The 22,922-nt window shown below is 70.2% G+C and carries 20 protein-coding genes and 1 pseudogene; 8 read left to right on the forward strand and 13 right to left on the reverse strand.

Going from position 1 to position 22,922, the window contains the following annotated elements; all coding sequences use genetic code 11:
- Positions 1–115 precede the first annotated feature (115 nt).
- Complete coding sequence (uvrA, locus tag ACIBN2_RS35370; RefSeq protein ID WP_399140675.1) at positions 116–3,163, reverse strand: excinuclease ABC subunit UvrA; 3,048 nt, start codon at positions 3,161–3,163, stop codon at positions 116–118.
- Between the two features lie 223 nt (positions 3,164–3,386).
- On the opposite strand from uvrA, the gene ACIBN2_RS35375 reads away from it, so the two are divergent.
- Together ACIBN2_RS35375 and ACIBN2_RS35380 are read left to right on the forward strand one after the other, a co-directional pair.
- Positions 3,387–4,073 (forward strand): maleylpyruvate isomerase family mycothiol-dependent enzyme, encoded by a 687-nt coding sequence (locus ACIBN2_RS35375; protein ID WP_399141029.1) that lies wholly within the window; start codon positions 3,387–3,389, stop codon positions 4,071–4,073.
- Positions 4,074–4,127: 54 nt separating this feature from the next.
- Positions 4,128–4,784: an MBL fold metallo-hydrolase gene (locus tag ACIBN2_RS35380; RefSeq protein WP_399140677.1), complete on the forward strand. Its 657-nt coding sequence runs from the start codon at positions 4,128–4,130 to the stop codon at positions 4,782–4,784.
- A 405-nt stretch (positions 4,785–5,189) separates the two neighbouring features.
- Here ACIBN2_RS35380 and aroQ read toward each other — a convergent pair whose 3' ends face one another.
- Positions 5,190–5,663 carry a type II 3-dehydroquinate dehydratase gene (aroQ, locus tag ACIBN2_RS35385; RefSeq protein ID WP_399140678.1) on the reverse strand — a complete coding sequence of 158 codons (474 nt, stop codon included), beginning with the start codon at positions 5,661–5,663 and terminating at the stop codon, positions 5,190–5,192.
- A 112-nt stretch (positions 5,664–5,775) separates the two neighbouring features.
- Between aroQ and ACIBN2_RS35390 the strand changes: the two are divergent.
- Together ACIBN2_RS35390 and ACIBN2_RS35395 are read left to right on the forward strand one after the other, a co-directional pair.
- A pseudogene (locus ACIBN2_RS35390) lies at positions 5,776–5,958 on the forward strand (LD-carboxypeptidase); the annotation flags it as partial.
- A gap of 94 nt (positions 5,959–6,052) precedes the next feature.
- Entirely contained in the window at positions 6,053–7,324 is a 1,272-nt protein-coding gene (locus ACIBN2_RS35395; protein ID WP_399141030.1) for an MFS transporter, read from the forward strand.
- A gap of 9 nt (positions 7,325–7,333) precedes the next feature.
- Here ACIBN2_RS35395 and ACIBN2_RS35400 read toward each other — a convergent pair whose 3' ends face one another.
- The 7 genes from ACIBN2_RS35400 to ACIBN2_RS35430 all read right to left on the reverse strand — a co-directional run bounded on the left by ACIBN2_RS35400 (position 7,334) and on the right by ACIBN2_RS35430 (position 16,078).
- Positions 7,334–8,434 carry a calcium:proton antiporter gene (locus ACIBN2_RS35400; RefSeq protein ID WP_399140680.1) on the reverse strand — a complete coding sequence of 367 codons (1,101 nt, stop codon included), beginning with the start codon at positions 8,432–8,434 and terminating at the stop codon, positions 7,334–7,336.
- A gap of 106 nt (positions 8,435–8,540) precedes the next feature.
- The gene (locus ACIBN2_RS35405) at positions 8,541–8,855 is read right to left on the reverse strand and encodes a hypothetical protein (protein WP_399140682.1); all 315 of its coding nucleotides are present in this window, start codon (positions 8,853–8,855) and stop codon (positions 8,541–8,543) included.
- Between the two features lie 126 nt (positions 8,856–8,981).
- Positions 8,982–9,983 (reverse strand): TerC/Alx family metal homeostasis membrane protein, encoded by a 1,002-nt coding sequence (locus ACIBN2_RS35410; RefSeq protein WP_399140684.1) that lies wholly within the window; start codon positions 9,981–9,983, stop codon positions 8,982–8,984.
- A 230-nt stretch (positions 9,984–10,213) separates the two neighbouring features.
- On the reverse strand, positions 10,214–12,214 hold the full coding sequence (locus tag ACIBN2_RS35415) for a TerD family protein (RefSeq protein ID WP_399140685.1): 2,001 nt from the start codon (positions 12,212–12,214) through the stop codon (positions 10,214–10,216).
- 82 nt (positions 12,215–12,296) lie between these two features.
- The gene (locus ACIBN2_RS35420; RefSeq protein ID WP_399140687.1) at positions 12,297–12,875 is read right to left on the reverse strand and encodes a TerD family protein; all 579 of its coding nucleotides are present in this window, start codon (positions 12,873–12,875) and stop codon (positions 12,297–12,299) included.
- Between the two features lie 157 nt (positions 12,876–13,032).
- On the reverse strand, positions 13,033–15,171 hold the full coding sequence (gene uvrB, locus ACIBN2_RS35425) for an excinuclease ABC subunit UvrB (RefSeq protein ID WP_399140688.1): 2,139 nt from the start codon (positions 15,169–15,171) through the stop codon (positions 13,033–13,035).
- Between the two features lie 40 nt (positions 15,172–15,211).
- On the reverse strand, positions 15,212–16,078 hold the full coding sequence (locus ACIBN2_RS35430; protein WP_399140689.1) for an MHYT domain-containing protein: 867 nt from the start codon (positions 16,076–16,078) through the stop codon (positions 15,212–15,214).
- 277 nt (positions 16,079–16,355) lie between these two features.
- Between ACIBN2_RS35430 and ACIBN2_RS35435 the strand changes: the two genes are divergently transcribed.
- The 3 genes from ACIBN2_RS35435 (at position 16,356) to fdhA (ending at position 19,197) form a co-directional block, all read left to right on the forward strand.
- The gene (locus tag ACIBN2_RS35435; RefSeq protein ID WP_399140691.1) at positions 16,356–17,264 is read left to right on the forward strand and encodes a glycerophosphodiester phosphodiesterase; all 909 of its coding nucleotides are present in this window, start codon (positions 16,356–16,358) and stop codon (positions 17,262–17,264) included.
- A gap of 47 nt (positions 17,265–17,311) precedes the next feature.
- Positions 17,312–17,866 carry a methylated-DNA--[protein]-cysteine S-methyltransferase gene (locus tag ACIBN2_RS35440; protein ID WP_399140692.1) on the forward strand — a complete coding sequence of 185 codons (555 nt, stop codon included), beginning with the start codon at positions 17,312–17,314 and terminating at the stop codon, positions 17,864–17,866.
- A 104-nt stretch (positions 17,867–17,970) separates the two neighbouring features.
- A complete protein-coding gene (fdhA, locus tag ACIBN2_RS35445; protein WP_399140694.1) occupies positions 17,971–19,197 on the forward strand; it encodes a formaldehyde dehydrogenase, glutathione-independent in 1,227 nt (408 codons plus the stop codon).
- 89 nt (positions 19,198–19,286) lie between these two features.
- Here fdhA and ACIBN2_RS35450 read toward each other — a convergent pair whose 3' ends face one another.
- The gene (locus ACIBN2_RS35450) at positions 19,287–19,715 is read right to left on the reverse strand and encodes a VOC family protein (RefSeq protein ID WP_399140696.1); all 429 of its coding nucleotides are present in this window, start codon (positions 19,713–19,715) and stop codon (positions 19,287–19,289) included.
- Between the two features lie 69 nt (positions 19,716–19,784).
- Positions 19,785–20,579, reverse strand: a complete 795-nt coding sequence (locus ACIBN2_RS35455) for a methyltransferase (protein WP_399140697.1) — start codon at positions 20,577–20,579, stop codon at positions 19,785–19,787.
- Between the two features lie 214 nt (positions 20,580–20,793).
- On the opposite strand from ACIBN2_RS35455, the gene ACIBN2_RS35460 reads away from it, so the two are divergent.
- Positions 20,794–21,921: a magnesium and cobalt transport protein CorA gene (locus ACIBN2_RS35460; protein ID WP_399140699.1), complete on the forward strand. Its 1,128-nt coding sequence runs from the start codon at positions 20,794–20,796 to the stop codon at positions 21,919–21,921.
- An 18-nt stretch (positions 21,922–21,939) separates the two neighbouring features.
- On the opposite strand, the gene ACIBN2_RS35465 is transcribed toward ACIBN2_RS35460, so the two are convergent.
- On the reverse strand, positions 21,940–22,368 hold the full coding sequence (locus tag ACIBN2_RS35465) for a CBS domain-containing protein (protein ID WP_399140701.1): 429 nt from the start codon (positions 22,366–22,368) through the stop codon (positions 21,940–21,942).
- A gap of 125 nt (positions 22,369–22,493) precedes the next feature.
- Positions 22,494–22,907, reverse strand: a complete 414-nt coding sequence (locus ACIBN2_RS35470) for a PPOX class F420-dependent oxidoreductase (protein ID WP_399140702.1) — start codon at positions 22,905–22,907, stop codon at positions 22,494–22,496.
- Between the last annotated feature and the right edge of the window lie 15 nt (positions 22,908–22,922).

A 22,922-nucleotide genomic window follows, 5' to 3' on the forward strand; every position in this document is an offset into this window, starting at 1 on the left:
GGGGGGGGGGGGGGGGGGGTGGGGGGCGGGGCGCCCCCCCGCGGCCGCCCCCCCCCCCCCCCCCCCCCCGGGGCGGGGGGCGCCCCCCCCCCCCCCCCCCCCCTCGCCGAGGTGGTCAGGCCTTGCGTGCCCGCGTCGTCTTCTTCGCGGGAGCCGCCTTCTTCGTGGTCCCGGCCGCCTTCTTGGCGGCCGCGCCGCCGGTGGTCCTGGCCGTCGCCGTCTTCTTCGCCGCCGACTTGGCCGCGACCGTCTTCTGGGCCGCGACCGTCTTCTTGGCCGCCGCCCGGCGCGGAGCCTTCACCGAGGTCCCGTCGCTGATGCGGTCGGCGCCGAGGATCTCCCGCAGGAACTTGCCGGTGTGGCTCGCCGGGACCCCGGCGACCTCCTCGGGCGTGCCCTCGGCGACGACCAGCCCGCCGCCCGCGCCGCCCTCGGGGCCCATGTCGACGACCCAGTCGGCGGTCTTGATCACGTCGAGGTTGTGCTCGATGACGATGACCGTGTTGCCCTTGTCGACCAGACCGGACAGGACCTTCAGCAGCTTGCTGATGTCCTCGAAGTGCAGGCCTGTGGTCGGCTCGTCCAGGACGTAGACCGTGCGTCCGGTGGAGCGCTTCTGCAGCTCGCTGGCGAGCTTCACACGCTGGGCCTCACCGCCGGACAGGGTCGTCGCGGCCTGGCCGAGGCGGACGTAGCCGAGGCCGACGTCGTTCAGCGTCTTGAGGTGGCGGTTGATCGCCGGCACGGCCTCGAAGAAGTCCATGGCCTCCTCGATCGGCATGTTCAGGACCTCGGAGATGGACTTGCCCTTGTAGTGGACCTCCAGCGTCTCCCGGTTGTACCGGGCGCCGTGGCAGACCTCGCACGGGACGTAGACGTCCGGGAGGAAGTTCATCTCGATCTTGATCGTGCCGTCGCCCGCGCAGTTCTCGCAGCGGCCGCCCTTGACGTTGAAGGAGAAGCGGCCGGGCAGGTAGCCGCGGACCTTCGCCTCCGTCGTCTCCGCGAACAACTTGCGGATGTGGTCGAAGACACCGGTGTACGTCGCCGGGTTGGAGCGCGGGGTGCGGCCGATCGGCGACTGGTCGACGTGCACGACCTTGTCGACGAGGTCGTCGCCGTCCACGCGCGTGTGCCGACCGGGGACGCTGCGGGCGCCGTTGAGCTCGCGCGCCAGGTGCGTGTAGAGGATGTCGTTGACCAGCGTCGACTTGCCGGAGCCGGACACGCCCGTGACCGCCGTGAACACGCCCAGAGGGAACGAGACGTCGATGTCCTGGAGGTTGTTCTCGCGGGCGCCGTGCACCGTGAGCAGCCGGGACGGGTCGTGCGGGCGCCGGATGCCGGGCAGCGGGATGGCCTTCTTGCCGGCCAGGTACTGGCCCGTCTGCGACTCGGTGTTGGCCAGCAGCTCCTTCAGGGAGCCGCTGTGCACGACCTTGCCGCCGTGCTCGCCGGCACCGGGGCCGATGTCGACGACCCAGTCGGCGACCTTGATGGTGTCCTCGTCGTGCTCGACGACGATGAGCGTGTTGCCCATGTCGCGCAGCCGGACCAGGGTCTCGATCAGCCGGTGGTTGTCGCGCTGGTGCAGGCCGATGGACGGCTCGTCGAGGACGTAGAGCACGCCGACGAGGCCGGAGCCGATCTGGGTGGCCAGGCGGATGCGCTGGGCCTCGCCCCCGGAGAGGGTGCCCGCGGCGCGGTTCAGCGAGAGGTAGTCCAGGCCGACGTCGACCAGGAACCGCAGCCGCTCGTTGACCTCCTTCAGCACACGCTCGGCGATCTTCTTGTCCCGGGCGCTCAGCTTCAGCTCGCCCAGGAAGTCCGCGCAGTCGCTGATCGACATGGCGGAGACCTCGGCGATCGACCTTCCCATGATCGTGACCGCGAGGACGATCGGCTTCAGGCGCGTGCCCTCGCAGGTGGGGCAGGGCACCTCGCGCATGTAGCCCTCGAAGCGCTCGCGGCTGGCGTCGCTCTCGGCCTCGCTGTGCCGGCGCTTCACGAACGGGACGGCACCCTCGAAGGGCGTCGTGTACACGCGCTCGCGCCCGTACCGGTTGCGGTAGCGGACCTCGATCTGTGTCTTGTGGCCCTGGAGGAGTGCCTTCTTCGCCCGCTGGGGCAGGCCCGCGAAGGGGATGTCCGTACGGAATCCCAGAGCGTCCGCGAGGGCACCGATGAGGCGGCCGAAGTAGTCCTTGGTGTGCCCGTGCGACCAGGGGTGGATGGCGCCCTCGTCGAGGGACTTGTCCTCGTCCGGGACGATCAGTTCCGGGTCGACCTCCATGCGCGTGCCGATGCCGGTGCAGTCGGGGCAGGCGCCGAAGGGCGAGTTGAAGGAGAAGGAGCGGGGCTCCAGTTCCTCGAAGGACAGGTCGTCGTACGGGCAGTACAGGTGCTCCGAGAACATGCGCTCGCGCTCGGGGTCGTCCTCGGGGAGGTCGACGAAGTCGAGCACGACCATGCCGCCGGACAGGCCGAGCGCGGTCTCCACGGAGTCGGTGAGGCGGCGCTTGGCGGAGTCCTTCACCGTGAGGCGGTCGACGACCACCTCGATGGTGTGCTTCTCCTGCTTCTTCAGCGTGGGCGGGCTGGAGAGCTGGATCGTCTCGCCGTCCACCCGCGCGCGGGAGTAGCCCTTGGTCTGCAGATCGGAGAAGAGGTCGACGAACTCGCCCTTGCGCTCGCGCACCAGCGGCGACAGCACCTGGAAGCGGCTCCCCTCCGGCAGCTCCAGGACCCGGTCGACGATGGCCTGCGGCGACTGGCGCGAGATCGGGCGGCCGCACTGGGGACAGTGCGGCTTGCCGATGCGCGCGAAGAGCAGGCGCAGGTAGTCGTAGACCTCGGTGATGGTGCCGACCGTCGAGCGCGGGTTGCGCGAGGTCGACTTCTGGTCGATGGAGACGGCCGGGGACAGGCCCTCGATGAAGTCGACGTCCGGCTTGTCCATCTGGCCGAGGAACTGGCGGGCGTACGAGGAGAGCGACTCCACATAGCGCCGCTGGCCCTCGGCGAAGATCGTGTCGAAGGCCAGGGAGGACTTGCCCGACCCGGACAGGCCCGTGAAGACGATGAGCGAGTCACGAGGCAGGTCGAGCGACACGTTCTTCAGGTTGTGCTCACGCGCGCCACGGACGATGAGACGGTCGGCCACAGCCGGTCCGCACCTTTCTTGAGAGAAGTGACAGGGGCAGGGCCCCGTGCTTCTTCAGACTAGGGGGAGCCACTGACAACGCCGGTCGGATTCCGGGATGCATAACACTCCGCAGCTCTCCAGCATGCCCGACGCCGCTCCCGACCATATAGCACGCGCATTCGATTTACGGCACTGCTTCACCACCTTCACCCAAAGGTGTGGCGGAGCTAGGGTCATGACCATGATTGATCACGGTCATGACCTGGCCTCTGTACGTGACGCGACCGACCGGCTGCTCACCGCAGCCGCCGAACTGGACAACGCGGCCGTGGCCGAGCCGTCACGGCTCCCGGGGTGGACCCGCGGCCATGTCCTCGCCCACCTCGCGCGCAACGCGGACGCTCTGGTGAACGTCCTCGAGGGCCGCCCCATGTACGCGTCCGGGGAGGTGCGTGACGCCGAGATCGAGCGGGACGCCTCGCGCCCGCTCGACGTCCAGCTCACGGACGTGCGCGACAGCGCGGCGCACTTCCAGGAGACCGGAGCCGCGCCCGCGGACTGGTCGCGCACGGTGGAGCTGCGCAACGGCGTCACCGACTCGGCGTCCAGGGTGCCGTTCCGGCGCTGGGCCGAGGTGGAGCTGCACCACGTGGACCTCGGCATCGGGTACGAGCTGGAGGATCTGCCGGCGGAGTTCGCCGAGCGGGAGATCGACTTCCTCGCGCGGCGCTTCTCGGGGCACCCCGATGTGCCTCCCACGCGTCTGACGGACGGCACGCACGCGTGGCGGACGGGCCGCGAGGCGACGGAGCCGGCGGTCTCCGTGACGGGTCCGGCCCCCGAGCTGCTCGGCTGGCTCGCCGGGCGCCGCGACGGCTCCGGGCTCACCGTGCGGGACGGCTCGCTCCCGGCGCTTCCCCCGCTGTGACCCCGTGGCCTGGCCGGGGACGCGGGCGCACTCCCCGGCGATAGGCTGAACGTCATGACGTACAGCGGACAGGTGACGGTCGGCGGCCCGGCGGACGTGCACGAGCTCAAGGACCTGATGATCACCAAGATCGCGGTCGGCCCGATGGACAACAACGCCTATCTGCTGCGCTGCCGGGCCACCGACGAGCAGTTGCTGATCGACGCGGCGAACGACGCGGACACGCTGCTCGGCATGATCGGTGACGACGGCATCGCCTCCGTCGTCACCACGCATCAGCACGGCGACCACTGGCAGGCGCTCGCCCAGGTCGTCTCGGCCACCGGCGCCCGCACCTTCGCCGGCCGGGAGGACGCCACCGGCATCCCGGTGCCGACCGACATCCTCGTCGACGACGGGGACACCATCCGGGTGGGGCAAGTGGAACTCACCGCGCGCCATCTGGTCGGGCACACGCCTGGCTCGATCGCCCTCGTCTACGACGACCCGCACGGCCACCCCCATGTGTTCACGGGGGACTGCCTCTTCCCGGGCGGCGTCGGCAACACCCGCAAGGATCCCAAGGCGTTCGCCAGTCTCATCCACGACGTGGAGACGAAGATCTTCGGCACGCTGCCGGACGAGACCTGGGTCTACCCGGGCCACGGCAACGACACGAGCCTGGGCGCGGAGCGGCCGCATCTGCCGGAGTGGCACGCGCGCGGGTGGTAGGGACGCCGGAGCGCACACAGGGGCGGTCAGGTTCCACACCTGCCGCCCCTGCACGCTTCGGCCCGCTTGCCGCCTCGAGAGGACGGGCCGCCGACCCATGGGGAGTCATGCCCTACAGCGCACGGATCGGCGGATGCGTCACATCCCGGGGCGCACAGGGGGTGACGTGAGGAACCAGCGCGCGCCTGCCTCATGCGCACGCCCCGTGTGAAGCGTTCACACGCGCCGGAGCCAAGTGCGCGCTCCCGGCACACCGTGTGGAGCAGTCCACTGGAAACAGCCCCGCACAGGATGACGGCTCCTGCGCGGCATGGGCCGCCGGTCTTTCAATCCCCGCCCTCGACCGGCGGCCCGGCGTGCTGCGAGCGGGCCGGGCGTAAGGGGCGCCCGCTAGGCCGACGGGACTTACGCCTCCGCCTGCGCCGACCCCACCAGGGCGGCCACGCGCTCCACGCCGAACACGTACCCCTGCACCCCGCACCCGGCGATCACGCCGTCCGCGCGCAGCGAGACGTACGAGTGGTGCCGGAAGGACTCGCGCTGGTGGATGTTGGAGATGTGCACCTCCAGCACCGGCATTCCGTCACAGGTGTTGAGCGCGTCCAGAATCGCGACCGACGTGTGGGAGTAGGCACCGGGGTTGATCACGATCCCGCAGTGGCTCAGCCGCGCCTCGTGGATCCAGTCGACCAGCTGTCCCTCGTGGTTGGACTGCCGGAAGTCCACCGTGCCGCCGTGCGCGGCCGCCGCCTTGGCGCACAGGGCCTCGATGTCGGCGAGGGTGTCCCTGCCGTAGATCTCCGGCTGGCGCTGGCCGAGCAGGTTCAGGTTGGGCCCGTTGAGAATCATGATCGGGGCGTTGGCCAGGGTGCGGGGCACGGTTCCTCCGGTCCGGTGAGGTGCGGCGATCCGTCAGGGACCGCTGTCCGGACCCGGTTTATCACGGTGCGTGCGCGGCGCCGCGGCCCGTACCCTCCCCGGCATGACGACGGAAGGGGCCCGTTACGCGGCCGGCCAGCGCGAGGCCGTACTGCGGGCCATGCGGTCGTACGCCCCCGAGACCATGATCGTCTTCGACGTCGACCTCGGGCACACCGATCCGCAACTCGTCATCCCCTACGGCGGCTTCGTCCGCGTCGACGGCCCCGCCCGGCGCATCACCGTCACGTACTGACGAGCCCCGATCGCCCCACACGCCCCCGTAACCGGTGGTCACACTGGGTAGTTGATCGAGCATGCACGACGTACGCACCGTGACCAGACCCCCCATGCTGCGGCTCGCGACCGCCTCGCTCGCCGGGACGGCCATCGAGTTCTACGACTTCTTCGTCTACGGCACCGCCGCGGCACTGGTGCTGGGGCCGCTGTTCTTCCCGGCGTTCTCGCCGGCGGCCGGGACGCTCGCCGCCTTCGCGACGTTCGGCGTGGGCTTCCTGGCCCGGCCGCTGGGCTCGGTGCTGTTCGGGCACATCGGGGACCGGCGCGGACGCCGGCCGGTCCTCGTCGGCTCCCTGCTGCTGACCGGCGCCTCCACGGCCGCCGTCGGCTGTGTGCCCTCGTACGGGTCGATCGGTGTGGCCGCTCCCCTGATGCTGCTCGTGCTGCGCTTTCTGCAGGGGCTGGGTCTCGGCGGCGAGTGGGGCGGGGCCGTACTGCTCACCGCCGAGCACGCGCCCGCCGAACGGCGCGCCCTCTGGTCGAGCTTCCCGCAGGTCGGGCCCGCTCTCGGATTCCTGCTCGCCAACGGTGTGGTGCTGGCGCTGTCGGCCACGCTGTCCGACGCGCAGTTCGCCGAGTGGGGCTGGCGCGTGCCGTTCTGGGCGGCCGGGCTGCTGGCGACGGCCGGGCTCTGGCTGCGGTCGTCGCTCTCCGAGAGCCCCAGCTTCCTGGAGATCGACGACCACGCGCGCGTACCGCTCGCGGAGGTCCTGCGCGACCACTGGCGACTCGTCCTGCTGACAGCCGGCGCACTCGCGGTCGGATACGCGATCTTCTACGCCGTCACGACCTGGTCCCTCGCTTACGGCACCGAGCGGCTCGGAGTGAGCCGTACCGTCATGCTGACCTGCATCATGGCCGCGGTGATGGTGAAGGGCGCGCTCACACCGGTGTCCGCGCTGCTCGGGGACCGCTACGGGCGGCGGACGATGTGCCTGGCCGGCTGCGCCGCCGCCGTGCTGTGGATGTTCCCGACCGTCGCCCTCCTCGCGACGGGTGAGCCGCTGCTGATGTTCACCGGCTTCCTCGGCGCGCTGATCGCCTTCATCACGATGTTCGGCGTGGTCGCCGCCTACCTGCCCGAGCTGTACGAACCGCGGGTCCGCTGCACGGGAGCAGCCGTCGGCTACAACCTCGGCGGGGTGCTCGGGGGCGCGCTCACTCCGATCGCGGCGACGGCGCTCGCCGCGCACGGCGGCCGGGTGCCGTGGGGTGTGGGCGCGTATCTGACGGGGATCGCGCTGCTGAGCCTGGGCTGCTTCGCCCTGCTGCCCGAGACGCGACCGGTGCCGGCGGCCGTCCCGGAGCCCGTCATGGAGTGACCAGGGTGCTCATGGATTGATCGCCAGCTCCAGATAGGCCGCGAACAGCACCAGATGGACCCCACCCTGGAGTGGCGTCGCCCGGCCCGGCACCACGGTCAGGGAGGCCACCACCACGGTCAGCGCGAGCAGCACCATGTGCACGGAGCCGAGCCCGAGGACGAGCGGACCGGAGAGCCAGATCGAGGCCAGGGCGACCGCGGGGATGGTCAGGCCGATGCTGGCCATGGCGGAGCCGAGGGCGAGGTTCAGGCTGGTCTGCACCCGGTCGCGGCGGGCGGAGCGCAGGGCGGCGATGGTCTCCGGGAGCAGCACCAGGAGGGCGATGACGACGCCGACGACGGCGTGGTGCAGCCCGGCTGCCTCCACCCCGGACTCGATCGTGGGCGACACGCCTTTCGCCAGACCGACCACGCCGATCAGCGCGACGAGCAGCAGGCCGAGACTGATCAAGGCGGTATGGGCGGACGGTACGTCGGCGTGGTCGTCCGCCGTGATCACCTCGCCCTGCCGTGTGATCGGCAGGAAGTAGTCGCGGTGCCGCACGGTCTGTGTCGCGACGAACAGGCCGTAGAGGATCAGCGAGGAGAGCGCGGCGAAGGTGAGCTGCACTCCCGAGAACTCCGGACCCGGCTTGCTCGTGGTGAACGTCGGCAGCACCAGGCTGAGGGTGGCCAGGGTGGCGACGGTCGCGAGGGCGGCGCCCGTGCCCTCGGGGTTGAAGACCGCCGTGCCGTGACGCAGGGAGGCGACGAGCAGACAGATGCCGACGATGCCGTTGCAGGTGATCATCACGGCAGCGAAGACGGTGTCCCGGGCCAGCGTCGAGCTCTTGTCACCACCGTCTGCCATGAGGGTGACGATCAGGGCGACCTCGATCACCGTGACGGCGACGGCGAGCACCAGGGAGCCGAAGGGCTCCCCGACCCGGTGGGCGACCACCTCGGCGTGGTGCACGGCGGCCAGCACGGCGCCCGCGAGGACGACCGTCACCACGGCGACGACGGCGCCGGGCAGATCGCGGCCCCAGGTGAAGACGAGCAGGACGATCGCCAGCACCGGAACACTGAACGTCCACTGTGTCGTGAGCGACCTCAGCCGAGCGATCATGAAGTGATCGTCGCAGAGGCGCCAGGGCCCCGCACTCCGGCTGTCCGGGCCCGGTCTCCGACCGCTCGAGGCCCGGACTTCGGCTGGTGTGCGGAGCCCATGAGCCTCACTTGATCTCGGTCATCTCGAGCACGTCGCAGTCAGTGAAGGACGGCGGCCTGGTGCACAGCGCGGCCATGCGCTCGGCCATCTTCGTCGTCTCGGGGTCGTTGCTGTTCCGCATGGCCTCCTCATAGGAGTTGAACTCGATCACGACGAGACAGCGTCCCGGCGTGTTGCGGTCGCGCAGGACGAGGCGGTGCGTCGGGGCGCCGCTGCGGCCGGCGAACTTCTCGTCCATCTCCTCGGACAGGGCGCGCATCTCGTCGATGCGGTCGGTCTCGAAGTCCACGATCTGCACGAACTTCATGGGTGTGTCCACGGTGCCTCCCCCGGCCAGGGCACTCCCGGGGCGGAAGCGCCATCCACCCAACGAAGCACCGGGAGCGGTCTCCGGCAATTCGGAGCGCACCGCTCCCGGTGGTGGTTGTTTCTACGCCGCTCGCGGTCAGGTCCGGATGCTGTCCTTCGCAGCGCCTTCGCTCTCCGCTCGCGCCGCCTCGTCCGCCGCCTGCTTCCTGGACGCCCGCAGGCTGGTGATCGTGGTGACGATCAGCACGGAGCAGATGACGCCGAGGGAGACCGGTATGGAGATCTCCGGTACGTGCACCCCGGACTCGTGCAGCGCGTGCAGCACCAGCTTCACGCCGATGAAGCCCAGGATGATCGACAGGCCGTAGCTGAGGTGGACCAGCTTCCTCAGCAGGCCGCCGATGAGGAAGTACAGCTGCCGCAGCCCCATCAGCGCGAAGGCGTTGGCGGTGAACACGATGTACGGGTCCTGGGTCAGGCCGAAGATCGCGGGGATCGAGTCCAGCGCGAACAGCACGTCGGTGGTACCGATCGCCAGCATCACGACCAGCATCGGGGTCATGACCCGCTTGCCGTTCTCCTGGATCCACAGCTTGGTGCCGTGGTAGCGGTCGGCCACACCGAACCTGCGCTCGGCGGCCTTGAGCAGCTTGTTCTCCTCGAACTCCTCGTCCTCCTCGTCGGCCCGGGCCTCCTGGATGAGCTTCCAGGCGGTCCAGATCAGGAAGGCGCCGAAGAGGTAGAACACCCACGAGAAGCTGGCGAGGATGGCGGCGCCCGCGGCGATGAAGATCGCCCGCAGGACCAGGGCTATGAGGACGCCCACGAGCAGGACCCGCTGCTGGTACTGCGAGGGGACCGCGAACTTCGCCATGATCAGGACGAAGACGAAGAGGTTGTCGACGCTCAGCGACTTCTCGGTGATGAAGCCGGCGAAGAACTCGCCGCCCGCCCCGCCGCCGCCGAAGACGAGCAGGCCGAGGCCGAAGAGCCCGGCGAGGGCGATCCAGACCACGGTCCAGATTCCGGCTTCCTTGATGGACACGTCGTGCGGCTTGCGGCCGATGAAGAAGTCGACCGCGATCAGGGCCGCCAGGCCCACGATGGTAAGGACCCACAGGGTCACGGAAACATCCACTGCGCCTCCGGCAGTACGTAACGGCAAATGTCAGCGTCGTCGGTACCGGAGGTCTCTTCCACCCAGGCACGGGCCCTGGGCCGACGCCCCGGGATCTGATTGATCCGTACTGACGGGTGCGCCGCAGCAGACAGGGAGTACTCCCCTCCGTGAGAAAAACAGTACCCCAATCGCCAAGAAAAGGTAAAGCGCTTGGCAAAAGAAGTTCCAAATACCCTGCTCAGGGCTCTTTACGTGTACTTGGTTCGAGCGGCCGCGACCTGGGTGAGCACCTGGTGGAGCACCTGGCTGCCGGGCGGCACGAGCGGCGGCTCGTACGTCCAGGCGTGGCCCACCCACGGGTCGGCCAGATGATCGTCGGGCACGGGGGTGAGTCGCAGCAGCGAACGCCAGAGCGGGTCGAGCAAAGGACCGTAGCCCGCGGCCTCCTCGCGGTCCGCGACCATCATCAGATGGACGCCGACGGCCGGGCCCTCGTCCGCGAGGTAGCGCAGCTGGGTCACGGCACGGTCGTCGAAGCCGTGCGGGAAGTCGTTGACGATCAGGAGCTGCTCGGCCGTGTCGAGGCCGGGCGGCAGCGAGTCGGCCGCGCCGCCGCGCACCGCCATCTGCACCAGGTCGACCCGCTGGGTGAGCCGGGTCAGGACGTCCGTCACCCCCGCCGCGCCCAGGGCGGGCGGCGCCGCGAGCACGCCGGTCTGCACCAGCGGCACGAGCGCCTGGGCCCCGGAGCCGGCCGGGTCGACGACGTGCACGGCGAACTCGCCCGCCGGATAGACCGCGAGCAGCCTGGCCGCCAGCGCCACGGCCGTCTCCATCGCGAGGTGCCGCAGCGCGTGGGTGTCCGTGACCTCGTCGTCGAGATAGGCGGTGCGGCCGCTGTCGATCCACAGGCCGCGCTCCAGCGGCAGGCGGACCAGCATCGGAATGCGCAGCAACTCGCTCTCGGGCAGCCGGAGATCGCCCAGGCGCAGCGCCATGGGGATCTCCATCGGCACCCGGTAGCCGTGCCAGACGGGGTTGTCCCAGCGTGCGTACGCCGGCGGCAGCGCGGGCTCGACGACGTCCGACTCCGCACTGAGCTGGGCGAGATCCCGGTCGAGCGCCTCCCGGGCGCGGTCGACCAGTTGCATGTGCCTGGTGCGGGCCGCCTCGCGCGCGGCGTCGCCCTGCCCGCCGATCCTGCTGCGCGGGTCGGAGAGGACCTGGTCCAGCTCCTTCTCCATGCGCGACTCGGCGAAGTCGACGGCGCTGCGGTACGCCGACGTGGTGCGGGCCAGGTCCTCGAACATGCCCCAGACCTGGTTGTACAGCCGCTCGTCCATGGACCAGCCGGTCGCGTCGCCCGCGACGGGCTGCGCGGGCTGCCCCGGCTCGGCCGGGGGTGCGGCAGGCGGGGGCGGTGGCGGGGCGGAGGTCTGCCGACCCGGGTGGCTGTAGTCGACCGGGCCGCCGGCGGTGGGCGTGGCCGGCTGGGTGACCGCGGAGGGGTCGACCGGTGCGGGATGTCCCGGCTGGGGGTCCTGCGGTCCGGACGGGGAAGAGGGCTGCGGGCCCATCGGTCCGGGGGCGCCCTGGCGCGTGGGGCCGCCCTGGTCGGGGCCGAGCGCCGGTGCGGCGGTCTGGCGCGTACGGTCGCCGTCCGCCGCCCGCTGCGGGGGCGCGTGCACCGAGCGCGCCAGGCCGTGGGCCACGGCTTCGTTGATGGTGCCCGCGAGCTGGTGGGCCTCGGACAGACCCTGGTCGGTGAGGAGTTCGGCGAGGCCGCCGGCATAGCCCTGGCCCACGGCGCGGACCTTCCAGGCGCCCTGGCGGCGGTAGAGCTCCAGGGCGACGACGGCCGACTCGGCGTCCAGGCCCGTGATCGTGTAGCTGGCGACCTCGGCACCGTCGAGACCGGTGACCGCGATGAAGGGGGCGGCCACCGCGCCGAAGCGGACCGGACCGCCGGCGTCCGCGGGCAGGGCGAGCAGCACGTTGACGCGGTGCACGGCCTCCGGCATGGCGTCCAGGTCCACCGCGAGACGGTGGTCGGCGGCCGCCTGCCTGGAGACCTCGAGCCCCGGCAGGGTGGGTGCGCCCGGGTGGGCCACCCATTCGACACCGCGGGCCCTGCCGTCCGCGTCGCTGAGCGTGGCCGAGGCCACGATCGGTGTGCCGGCCGAGACCCGGATCTCGAGACGGGCCTGGGAGAGCGGGTGGTTCTGCCCCCGCACCAGCTCGGCCGTCATCGCCCTCGTCCCCCTGTGTCGCTGATGTGTCGTGTGGTGTGCGCCGGGACCCGTCCCGCGGACGGGTCCCGGCGGGGTCGGACTACAGGTGCGGCAGGATCGCCGGCATCAGGTCCTGGAAGGTGCGGCCGTTGGCGGGCGTGCCGATGGCCGTCATCGTCCAGCCGGCGCCCGAGCGGTGCACCTTGGCCATGATCTGGGCGGTGTAGGCACCGCCGCCCGCCAGCGTGTAGCGGGCCAGCTCCTGGCCGTTGGTCTCGTCGACCAGGCGGCAGAACGCGTTCTGCACCTCCTGGAACGTCTGGCCCGTGAAGGAGTTCACGGTGAAGACGATCTGGTCGATGTGGACCGGGATGCGCGCGAGGTCGACGAGGATCGCCTCGTCGTCGCCGCCCTGTCCGGCACCGCCGACGAGGTTGTCACCGGTGTGGCGCACGGAGCCGTCGTCGCTCACCAGGTGGCGGAAGAAGACGACGTCGACCGGCTGCTTGTCCGCGAACAGCACGGCGGAGGCGTCCAGGTCGATCTCCCGGGTGCGCGAGCCGAACAGGCCGCGCCGGGGAGCCGCCTGCCAGCCGAGACCCATGCGCACCGCGGTCAGGCTGCCCCCGTCGTTCTTCTGCAGACTGATGGCCTGACCCTTTGTCATGTTGACGGTCACGCGCTGATTCCCCTCTCGAGCTGTCCCCTGTTGCCGCGATGTCGCGGTTGTCGAAAACCCTACGCAGGGCCGCCGACAGTCACGAACCCCGACCCGTGCTTTGTGTCGGTCTTGCAACACACCGCGCAGGCCGGGGCGGGCAGTCGGTGGCGTGCGGTCAGGTCAGACCCGCCTCCCGCATCTGGCGCAGCTCCTTCTTCATCTCGGAGATCTCGTCGCGCAGCCGGGCCGCGATCTCGAACTGGAGGTCGGCGGCGGCGGCGCGCATCCGCGCGGTCATCTCCTCGATCTGGCCTGCGAGTTCGGCCGCGGGGCGGTCGGTCGGGACCGTCTCCTTGGCCTTGCCCTTGGCGCTCCTGGCGCCGCCGACCGCCTTGTTGCCGAGGGCCGGCACGGGCGCCTTGGCGGCCTTGCCGTCCTTCGACTGGCGGTAGCCGGAGCCGAGCAGCTGCTCGGTGTCGACGTCCTCGCGGGCGATCTGCGCGACGATGTCGTTGATCTTCTTGCGGAGCGGCTGGGGGTCGATGCCCCGCTCGGTGTTGTAGGCGACCTGCTTCTCCCGGCGGCGGTTGGTCTCGTCGATGGCCTTCTCCATCGCCGGGGTGATCTTGTCTGCGTACATGTGGACCTGGCCGGAGACGTTGCGCGCCGCGCGGCCGATGGTCTGGATCAGGGACGTGCCGGAGCGCAGGAAGCCCTCCTTGTCGGCGTCCAGGATCGCCACGAGCGACACCTCGGGCAGGTCCAGGCCCTCACGCAGCAGGTTGATGCCGACCAGTACGTCGAACTCGCCGGAGCGCAGCTCCCGCAGCAGCTCGACGCGGCGCAGGGTGTCGACGTCGCTGTGCAGGTAGCGCACCTGGATGCCGAGCTCCAGGAAGTAGTCGGTGAGGTCCTCGGCCATCTTCTTGGTGAGGGTGGTGACCAGGACGCGCTCGTCCTTCTCGGTGCGCGTGCGGATCTCGTGCACCAAGTCGTCGATCTGGCCCTCGGTGGGCTTGACGACGACCTCCGGGTCGACGAGGCCGGTGGGGCGGATGATCTGCTCGACGACGCCGTCCCCGCGCGAGAGCTCGTACTTGCCCGGGGTCGCCGACAGATAGACCGTCTGCCCGACGCGCTCCTGGAACTCCTCCCACTTCAGCGGGCGGTTGTCGAGGGCGGAGGGCAGCCGGAAGCCGTGGTCGACGAGGGTGCGCTTGCGGGAGGCGTCGCCCTCGTACATGGCGCCGATCTGCGGCACGGTGACGTGCGACTCGTCGATGACGAGCAGGAAGTCGTCAGGGAAGTAGTCGAGCAGGGTGTTCGGCGGAGAGCCGGGCAGACGGCCGTCGAAGTGCATCGAGTAGTTCTCCACGCCGGAGCAGGAGCCGATCTGGCGGAGCATCTCGATGTCGTACGTGGTCCGCATGCGCAGCCGCTGAGCCTCCAGCAGCTTGCCCTGTTTCTCCAGCTCGGCCAGGCGCTCGCCGAGCTCCTTCTCGATGTCGTTGACGGCCCGCTCCATGCGCTCCGGGCCCGCGACGTAGTGGGAGGCCGGGAACACGTACAGGTGCTCGTCGTCGCTGATGATCTCGCCGGTGAGCGGGTGCAGCGTGGACAGGGCCTCGATCTCGTCGCCGAACATCTCGATGCGGACGGCCAGCTCCTCGTAGACCGGGAAGATCTCGATGGTGTCGCCGCGGACGCGGAAGGTGCCCCGGGAGAACGCCAGGTCGTTGCGCGTGTACTGGATGTCGACGAAGCGGCGCAGCAGCTGGTCCCGGTCGACCTCGTCGCCGACCCGGAGGGGGACCATGCGGTCCACGTACTCCTGCGGGGTGCCGAGGCCGTAGATGCAGGACACCGAGGCGACCACGACGACGTCGCGGCGGGTGAGCAGCGAGTTGGTCGCGGAGTGCCGCAGCCGCTCGACCTCCTCGTTGATCGAGGAGTCCTTCTCGATGTAGGTGTCCGACTGCGGGACGTAGGCCTCGGGCTGGTAGTAGTCGTAGTACGAGACGAAGTACTCGACCGCGTTGTTGGGCAGGAGCTCGCGGAACTCGTTCGCCAGCTGGGCGGCCAGGGTCTTGTTCGGCGCCATCACGAGTGTGGGGCGCTGGAGCTTCTCGATCATCCACGCGGTGGTGGCGGACTTGCCGGTGCCGGTGGCGCCGAGCAGGACCACGTCCTTCTCGCCTGCCTCGATGCGCCGGGCGAGATCGGCGATGGCCTGGGGCTGGTCGCCGCTGGGCTGGTAGGGACTGACGACCTCGAAGGGCGCCACCGTGCGTTCGATCTTGGAAACGGGCCGCATGGAACCAACCGTACGACCCGCCACTGACAACGCGGGCCGGTCAGCGGTTCTGCGGGGTGCGGGAGCCGCGCCGGCCCGCGAGCCGGACCGGGCGGAGCGGCGGGCGATGCGCCTGGTGGTGGACCGCCGGATGGGCCGGGACGCCCGGCTTGTTCTCGACGGGGGCCACGGCCGGTTTGCCCATGACCAACATCGGGTCGAACATCACGACCACACCGGCGAGGACGAGGAAGGCGAGCGGGCCGACGAGCATGGGCCACAGCAGCTCGGCGGGCGACTCGCCCCCGATGGGGACGCCCGTGTCGTGCAGGTGGACGCTGAGGGCCGCCATGCCCGTGTAGTGCATACCGCTGACGGCGAGTCCCATGACGAGGCTCGCGCCCACGCTCCACGTGAACCCCCTGACCTGCCCGGCCGCCCACAGGGCGGCCGTCGCCGCGGCCATGGCGATGACGACGGAGGCGGCGACGGTCAGGGTGTTGTACTCCAGCTTTCCGTTCAGGCGCATTCCGGCCATGCCCAGATAGTGCATCGAGGCGACGCCCAGGCCGGTGATCGTGCCTCCGGTGAACAGGGCCGCTCCCCTGGCGCCGCGGTAGCCGACGATGAAGATCCCGACGCCCACCATCACGACGGCGACGCCGAGGCTGGCGAACGTCAGCGCCTTGTCGTAATGGATCGGCGCCTCTTTGACCGTGAAGCCCATCATGGCCACGAAGTGCATGGTCCATATGCCGGAACCTATGGCCGCCGCACCGAGGGCGAGCCAGCCGGGGCGCCAGGACTGCGCCACGAGCATCGATCTGGTGGTGCAGCGCAGGCCGAGGGCGCCACCGAGGCAGGCCATGAGATAGGCCACCACCGGTGTGACGAGTCCGTACGTGAATCCGTCGACCGTGCCTCGCATGCGCGGCTGCCCTTCCGCCCTCTTCGTCCTGTGATTCGCTGAAATGCGCCCCTCCCGGGACCGCCCGGGCGGTCAGGGTTGAGGCAGAGAGTATGGCCCCCACCGGAATGGTCGAACGATATTCCGGCAAAGAAACACGTCGTTGCCTCAGTTGTGCGGCACCGGTGAGAGGACTTGGGCAACACCATTCGATGTGTGGCCATTCTGCACTCCGGCGTGGTTCACGCTCTGCTGTCACAGTTGATCTGTCCGTGATAGACCGACGTGAGGGGTACGCATGTACGCGCGCGCTGCCGCCGCCATCACCACCGCTCTCCTGGGGACGGCCGCCCTTCTGGTGCCCGGTTCCGATGCCAAGGCAGGTTCCCACGCGACGGTCTCTCACGCCCGTGCGGGCGGCATCGCCGGCCGGCCGCTGGTCATCGGTCACCGGGGGGCCTCCGCCCAGGCGCCGGAGAACACGCTTGCCGCCATCGACAGGGCGGCCGAGCTGGGCATCTCCTGGGTCGAGAACGACGTCCAGCGGACCAGGGACGGCGAGCTCGTCGTCATCCACGACGACAGCCTTCGGCGGACGACGAATGTGAAGGACGTCTTCCCCGGCCGGGCGCCGTGGAAGGTGAAGGACTTCACCGCCGCCGAGATCGCGCGCCTGGACGCGGGCAGCTGGTTCGGCTCCCGGTTCGCGGGCACGCGCGTGCCGACGCTGACGCAGTACATGCGCCGCGTCGAGCACAACCACCAGAAGCTGCTGCTGGAGATCAAGAACCCCGAGCTGTACCCGGGCATGGAGCAGCAGATCCTGAAGGTCCTCGGCAACGAGGGCTGGCTCGACCGGCAGCATCTGACGGGCCGGCTGATCGTGCAGAGCTTCGGCGCGGACAGCCTGCGGATCGTGCACGACCTGGCGCCCGCCGTCAGGACGGCGTACCTCGGCACGCCGCGCGTCGCGGACCTGCCCGCGTACGCGGGCTTCGCCGACGGGATCAATCCGTCCCACGGCTCGATCTCCCGGGGCTACGTCGCGGCCGTGCACTCCGTCGCGGGACCGCACGGCAGGCCGCTCGGCGTCTTCACCTGGACCGTCGACGACGCGGACACCGCCCGCCAGGTCGCCCGCTACGGCGTCGACGGCGTCATCAGCGACAAGCCGGACGTGGTCCGGACCGCGCTGCGGGCCCCCTGAGTCCCGCTCCGCCGGGCGTTGTCAGTGGCGGGTCGTACGGTGGGCGCATGGACAGCGATGGACAGTACGAGCAGCAGGTCGTATGGGCCGTGGTCGGTACGGAGATCGGTCCGCTGCTGCTGGCCGCGACCCGGGAGGGCCTGGTCAACGTCGTCTTCCACGCCTCCGACGCGGTGCGCGACAAGGCGCTCGCCCGGCTCGCGTCCCGGCTGGGCACCGAACCCGTCGAGGCTCCCGACTCACCGCTGCTGGCCGAGGCGATACGGCAGCTCAGGGCGTACTTCACCGGTCAGCGGCGGGACTTCGAGCTGCCGCTGGACTGGTCGCTGACATCAGGCTTCAACCGGCAGGTGCTGCGTGAACTGGCCGCCGGCGTCCCCTACGGCGCGGTCGTGGGCTACGGCGATCTGGCCGGGCGGGTGGGCCAGCCGGGCGCGGCCCAGGCGGTCGGGACGGCGATGGGGTCCAATCCGCTGCCGGTCGTCGTGCCCTGCCACCGGGTGGTGGAGAGCGACGGGGGCATCGGCGGGTTCGGGGGCGGCCTGGAGACGAAGCGCAGGCTGCTCGCGCTGGAAGGCGTGCTGCCCGAGCCTCTGTTCTGAGAGGTGCGAGAAGGGTGGCCGGGACACGAAGGCGGTAGCAGACTCGATCGTGCGCACAGCCACTGGCATCCGAGGACTCGGAGCCGAAGGGACGGCGATCACGCATGACCGGAAACAGGGCAGTCGCTTATCTCAAGCCGGGCACGGTGGAAGTCAGGACCATCGATTACCCCACGCTTGAACTCCAGGACGGGCCTGGGGTGGCGCCGGACAATGTCGGCCGGAAGTGCCGGCACGGTGTGATCCTCAAGGTGCTCGCCACGAACATCTGCGGAAGTGACCAGCACATGGTGCGCGGACGGACGACCGCACCGGAGGGGCTGGTCCTCGGACACGAGATCACCGGAGAGGTCGTCGAGAGGGGGCCGGACGTCGAGTTCGTCGAAGTCGGCGACATCGTCTCCGTACCGTTCAACATCGCCTGCGGGCGATGCCGCAACTGCAAGGAACGCGCGACCGGCATCTGCCTGAACGTCAACCCGGCCCGCCCCGGCGCGGCCTACGGGTATGTCGACATGGGCGGCTGGGTCGGCGGCCAGGCCGAGTACGCCATGATCCCGTACGCGGACTTCAACGTGCTGAAGTTCCCGGACCGGGACGAGGCGCGCGAGAAGCTGCTCGACCTGACGATGCTGTCGGACATCTTCCCGACCGGCTTCCACGGCGTGGTGAGCTCGGGCGCCGGTGTCGGGTCCACGGTGTACGTCGCCGGAGCGGGCCCGGTCGGTCTCGCCGCGGCCGCGTCGGCGCAGCTGCTGGGCGCCGCCGTGGTCGTCGTCGGCGACCTCAACCCCGAACGCCTCGCCCAGGCGCGGAGTTTCGGCTGCGAGACCGTCGACGTCTCGCAGGGCAGTGTCGAGGACCAGCTCGCGCAGATCCTCGGGGAGCCCGAGGTGGACGCGGCGGTCGACGCGGTCGGCTTCGAGGCGCGGGCCCACGGCAAGGACGCCCAGGAGGCACCGGCGACGGTGCTCAACTCCCTGATGGGCATCACGCGCGCCGGCGGCGCCCTGGGCATCCCGGGGCTGTACGTCACGGACGACCCTGGCGGGATCGACCAGGACGCCAAGTCCGGGACGCTGAAGGTCCGGCTCGGCCTGGGCTGGGCCAAGAGCCACCACTTCACGACGGGACAGTGCCCGGTGATGAAGTACCACCGGGGCCTGATGATGGCGATCCTGCACGAGCGCGCGCACATCGCCAAGGCGGTCAACGCGACCGTCATCGGCCTGGACGACGCACCGCGCGGCTACGCCGAGTTCGACCAGGGCGCCAGCCGCAAGTACGTGCTCGATCCGCACGGCGCGCTGAGCGGCGTGAGCCCCGTCTGACCTGCTGAACAGGAGGAACGAGGCACGGACGAACGGGGGACGGCGGGTGCCCGCGCGTACGCGGGCGGGCACCCGCTCCGGTCGGCCGCCTAGTCGTAGTGCCGGGCCTCGAAGACGTTCCCGTCCGGGTCGCGGAAGTAGAAGCTGCGCCGGGCCTTCCCGCGGGCGCCGTAGGAGTCGTAGGAGAGCTCGGAGACGGGGACGGCGCATTCATCGAGGCGGCCGTGCAGGGCGTCGAACTCCTCGCCCGGCAGGGCCAGGCAGACGTGGTTGACCGGGTGGCCGGCGCTCTCGGCGGCGCCGGGGACCATCTTCATGTCCGGTGCCATGGAGTGCGGCATGAGGTCGATGATGCTCTCGTCGTTGAGCCGGACCGAGGGGAAGGAGACCTCCCCCGCGGAGAACTCGGTGAGTCTCAGGGGGCGCAGTCCGACGGCCTTCTCGTAGAAGTCGGCCGAGGCGACCGGGTCGCGCACCCACAGGACGACATGGTCGAGACGCGTCGTGTTGTCCGTCATGTTCTTCAGGCTGATGTGATCTCCTCCGGGCCGCAAGGGTCCGGTCGCACCAAGGCCGCTCCCCCGGCGCTACGGCTTGCGGCCCCATGCCGAGATCATCGGGGCCGTCGCCAGGTCCATCCCGCCGGCCGCGACGTTCGCCAGGTGGCGGTCGATGTCCTCGTCCGTGGCGATGTCCGCGGCGACGAGGCGGTCGCGGATCTGGCGGACGGTGGCCGCCTCCAGCGCGGCGCAGGCCGGGGAGGTGAGCGGGAAGTACGCGTCGGCCCGCACGTCGTCCAGTCCTGCCTGGCGCAGCAGGCGCGGGAGGCGGCGGCCGTAGGAGAGGTCGGCGCCCCGTTCGGCGAGCAGCCGGCGGAAGCCGCGGCGCAGGCGGTTGGCGAGTTCCTGCTCGGGGCCGTGCTCGTCGGGGCAGGTCAGGGGCTGCAGTGCCGGATCGGCGTCCTCGACGAGGATGACACCGCCGGGACGCAGGGCGTCGACCATCGACCGCAACGCCCGTTCGCGGTCCGGGACATGGACGAGGACGAGGCGGGCGTGCACCAGGTCGAAGCCCTCACCCGGGGGCTCCTCGGCACCCACGTCGTGGACGCGCACGCTCACCGGCGGGCGGGCGACGGGGGTGAGAAGCGAGGTGTCGATGTCGGTGGCGACCACCTCCCCGTCCGGGCCGACCTTCTCGGCCAGCCAGGACACCACGGAGGTGCCGCCCGCACCGACCTCCCAGCAGCGCCCGCCGGAGCCGATGCCGAGCCCTTCGAGGTGCCGGAAGGTCGTGGGGTCGAAGAGAGCGGTGAAGGCGTCGAAGCGCTCTTCCGCCTCGGTCTGACGGTTGTCGAGGAGGTATCCGTCGGATTCGCTCATGCCGTGATCATCCCAGTCGCGGGCATGCCGAGAGCCGCCGGGAATTCGTTGTCCACAGGTGGGAACAAGACGGAATGTCCTGCTCCCACAGCCTCACCCGCCGCTTACGCAGACCTGGCAGACTGGCCCGCCAAGGCACAAAGAGGCGGCTCGCCCGGGCAGGGCGAACCGCCGACCGCGTTTCGAGCACGGAGATCCACGCAAGGAGATCCCTATGTCCATGGCAGGGAATCTGCGGAAGGTGACGCACCTCGGCAAGGTGGGCAACCTCCGCAAGGTGGCACGGCTGACCCGGCGGCGCCCCCGCGTCGACCTGAGCCACCCGGCCCGCTCCCCGCTGGGTTCCTCCGTGGTGAACTGCGTGACATACCGGGACGGCGTGCGCGAGCCGGCCGGCAGCGACCTGGTCGACGCCGTGGAGCGCGTGCGGAAGCACGGCGACGGTTTCGTGTGGCTCGGTCTGCATGAACCGACGGACCAGGAGTTCGCGGGCATCGCCGAGCTCTTCGACCTGCATCCGCTGGCGGTGGAGGACGCGGTCGAGGCCCATCAGCGCCCCAAACTGGAGCGGTACGGCGAGACGCTGTTCGCGGTGTTCAAGACCGTCTGCTACGTCGAGCACGAGGAGCTGACGGCGACGAGCGAGGTGGTGAACACCGGCGAGATCATGGTCTTCACGGGCGAAGACTTCGTGATCACGGTCCGGCACGGCATGCACGGCTCGCTGGGCCCGCTGCGCGAGGAGCTGGAGTCCGACCGGGAACAGCTCTCGAAGGGCCCGGCGGCGGTGCTGCACGCGATCGCCGACCATGTGGTGGACGACTATCTGCACGTCACCGACGCGGTCCAGGCGGACATCGACCAGGTCGAGATGGACGTGTTCGCGGAGAACGGCGCGCGGGCCGACCCGGGCCGGATCTACCAGCTGAAGCGTGAACTGCTGGAGCTGAAGCGGGCGGTCGTCCCTCTCGGCCGCCCGGTCGAGGAGCTCGCCACCCGGCCGATCCGGGTGGTGAGCCCGGAGATACAGACGTACTTCAGGGACGTCTTCGACCATCTGATGCGGGCGAAGGATCAGATCGCCGCCTTCGACGAACTGCTCAACTCGATCCTGCAGGCGCACCTCGCGCAGGTCACGGTCGCGCAGAACGAGGACATGCGGAAGATCACGGCCTGGGCCGCGGTGATCGCCGTGCCGACGATGGTGTGCGGTGTCTACGGCATGAACTTCGATCACATGCCGGAGTTGCACTGGACGTTCGGCTACCCCCTTGTCCTCGCCGTCATATCCATCGCGTGCCTGGCGCTCTACCGCGGCTTCCGGCGCAACGGCTGGTTGTGAGAGGACGCGGCGGACCGGTCAGTGCGGCGTCGTCCTGGCGTACACGCTGTGGGCGAAGTCGGCGATCTGGTCCTCCGTCAGATGCTGGGCCAGGTCGGCCTCGCTGATCATGCCGACCAGCCGCTTGTTCTCGATGACGGGGAGCCGGCGGATCTGGTGGTCCTGCATCTCCCGGAGCACGTCGCCGACGTCGGCGCCCGAGTCGATCCAGCGCGGGGTGCCGTGGGCCATCTCACCGGCGGTGATCCTGGCGGGGTCGTGGCCCATGGCCACACAGCCGACGACGATGTCGCGGTCGGTGAGGATTCCGCACAGCCGCTCGTTCTCGTCGCTGATGGGCAGGGCACCGACGTTCAGGTCGCGCATCAGCTGGGCCGCGCGGTCCAGCGTCTCGTGGGCGGGGATCCACTGGGCACCACGGTGCATGATGTCTCCGGCAGTGGTCATGGAGTACCTCCCGATGCCGGACGGCCGGCGCGGCGCAGGACGCACCGCTAGTCCCGGCGCCCCTCATTCTGCTGGCGCGGCCCGCCCGATGCACCCGGAACCGAGCAGTAACAGGAGCCCGGACCTCAGGCGGAGAAGGCGACGATCCTCCGCGGCACGATCCGGATGATCACGCGGACCTCGTCGTCCTTCTCCGCGGGCGGGTCGATGCCGAGGTACTTGTGCGAGAGCTCGTGCGGGAGCCGCTTGCCCTCGTCGGGGAGGATCTCGGCGGTGCCGCGGATCTCGACCGAGGTGTACGGGTCGGCGAGGTCGAAGACCGAGAGGCTGACGCGGGGGTCGCGGCGGAGGTTGCGCACCTTCTGGCGGCCGTCGGTGGAGGAGAACAGCACGGTGTCGCCCTCGCGCTTGATCCAGACCACGGAGTTCTGCGGGGCGCCGTCCGGGCCGAGGGTGGCGACGCTGGCGAAGTTCCTGCCGTCGAGCAGCGCGCGGACGGGGGCGGCGAGAGTGACCGGATCGTTCGAGGAGGTCGTCATGGGACCAGACTAACT

Source organism: Streptomyces sp. NPDC050534, from assembly GCF_044457745.1.
Classification (GTDB): domain Bacteria; phylum Actinomycetota; class Actinomycetes; order Streptomycetales; family Streptomycetaceae; genus Streptomyces.